Origin of the sequence: Succinimonas sp. (assembly GCF_045225735.1) — a bacterium.
Classification (GTDB): domain Bacteria; phylum Pseudomonadota; class Gammaproteobacteria; order Enterobacterales; family Succinivibrionaceae; genus Succinimonas.
In genome coordinates this window covers 1-2,008 of record NZ_JBGVBR010000103.1, presented here as the reverse complement: position 1 = coordinate 2,008, position 2,008 = coordinate 1, and the positions used below count along the sequence as shown (strand labels likewise).

2 protein-coding genes are annotated in these 2,008 nt (G+C 55.2%); both read left to right on the top strand.

Annotated elements, in window-relative coordinates:
- A partial coding sequence (locus ACJROR_RS03545) for a sodium-dependent transporter (protein WP_406545893.1) occupies positions 1–1,297 on the top strand: 1,297 nt, incomplete at its 5' end.
- A 1-nt stretch (position 1,298) separates the two neighbouring features.
- A partial coding sequence (locus tag ACJROR_RS03540) for a sodium-dependent transporter (RefSeq protein WP_406545892.1) occupies positions 1,299–2,008 on the top strand: 710 nt, incomplete at its 3' end.

The following is a 2,008-nucleotide window of genomic DNA, read 5'->3' as shown; positions in this document are numbered from 1 at the left end:
CGGGGAGAACGGCGGCGGCATATTTGTGGCGGTGTATATCCTCTGTCTCATTCTGGTGGGGGTTCCGGCGGTGATGCTGGAGGTGGCGCTGGGCCGGGCGACCCGAAAATCCATAGTCCGGGCTTATGAAGTCGCGGAGCCTCCTGGAAGCAAGTGGCATCTTTCCCGCTATGTGCTGATTCTGGGGCCCTATATTTTGCTGGGCTTTTACACGGTGCTTACCGGCTGGCTCCTTTATTATCTCTGGGCCTTCCTTGCCGGGGATTTCAGTCAGCTTTCTCAGCTGACGTCCGCTGAACCCCGGGGCGCCAGCCTTGAGATATTCAGGAGCTTTATCGGGAATCCGGTCATCATGCTTGCGGGAACCTTTGCCGTTATCGGTCTTTCCGGGACTATCGCCCTGCGCCGTGTGGAAAAGGGGCTGGAGGCCGTCACCAAGCCCATCATGCTCCTTCTTCTTTTTATGCTGCTGGCTCTGGCGGGCTACTGTCTTACGCTCCCCGGAGCCCCGGAGGGAGTAAAGTATTATCTGTATCCGGATTTTGAGAATTTCCGGAGGGCCGGCATTGCCAGGGTGGTTACCGAGGCGCTCACTCAGGCCTTCTTTACTCTGAGCGCGGGACAGGGCTCCCTGCTGGTATTCGGGAGCTATGCCACTAAGGAGCGCTCTCTGGTAAATGAAAGCCTCTTCATTGTCGGGCTGGATTTTGCGGTAGCATTCCTGGCGGGGCTTATAATTTTTCCGGCATGCTTCAGCTACGGCATCTCCCCGGACAGCGGTCCGAACCTCCTCTTTATCACCATGATCAATGTTTTTGCTCTCATGGATCACGGGCAGATCGCCGGAGCTTTGTTTTTCCTCCTTATGTTCACTGCCGCCTTTACCACCGTGGCCACGGTATTTGAGGGGAACATGGCGGCGCTCCGGGATCTTTTCGGGATCCGGAGAATTCCGGGAGCTTTAATTAACATGGCCATCATTGCCGCTCTGGCCGTGCCGGTGGCTCTGGGCTTTAATGCGCTGAAGGATATTCATCCTCTGGGAGGAGACAGCAATTTTCTGGATCTGGGAGACTTTATTGTCAGCGCCAATATTCTCCCCTGCGGAGCTCTGTTCCTGACGCTGTTCGTCGCTCTGGGCTGGGGCTTTCAGAATTTCCGGCGGGAGGTTAATACCGGCAGGGGGCTTAAGCTCCCCGGCTGGACCTCCTGGTATTTCCGGTTTATGCTGCCTTTCCTGATTGCCTTGATACTCATTTCCGGGTATGCGGACGTTATGTCCAAGTGGAGTTCATAATATGACAGACACCCAAGATAATTCTCAGAAACCGGCCCGGGGACTCTTTTCCTCGCGGCTGTCCTTCATTCTTATTTCCGCCGGGTGCGCCATCGGCCTCGGCAATGTCTGGCGTTTCCCCTATATTGCCGGCCATAACGGCGGCGCGGCCTTTGTGCTGGTATATCTCCTGTGTCTCCTGCTTCTGGGGCTCCCCTGTCTTGCCATGGAACTTGCCATAGGCAGAGCTTCCCGGAAGAGCGTAACCCGGGCCTTTGAGGAGCTGGAAGCCCCGGGTAGCAAATGGCATCTTTTTAAATACCTGATGTCTCTGGGGCCTTATGTGCTGATGTCCTATTACACGGTGATCACCGGCTGGATTCTTTATTATTGCTGGGGTTTTCTGGCCGCTCTTCTGGGGCTGAATTCTCAGGGCGCGGCTTCTTCAGGAGGAGTTCCGGAGCTGTCATTTGCCGGGGTTATCAATTCTCCCGGACTCTCTCTGGGCTTTATGATCGCCGTGGTGTTTTTTGGCGGTCTGGTCTGTTTCTGCGGCATTAAAAAGGGCGTGGAACGGTTCACGAGGCCCATGCTGATCATGCTTTTGGTTCTCCTGACGGCTATGGCGCTTTACAGCCTCTCTCTTCCCGGAGCCATGGAGGGCGTTAAATACTATCTCTATCCCGATTTCGGCAGAATGCAGGAAGTCGGCATTATCAATGTGATCTGGGA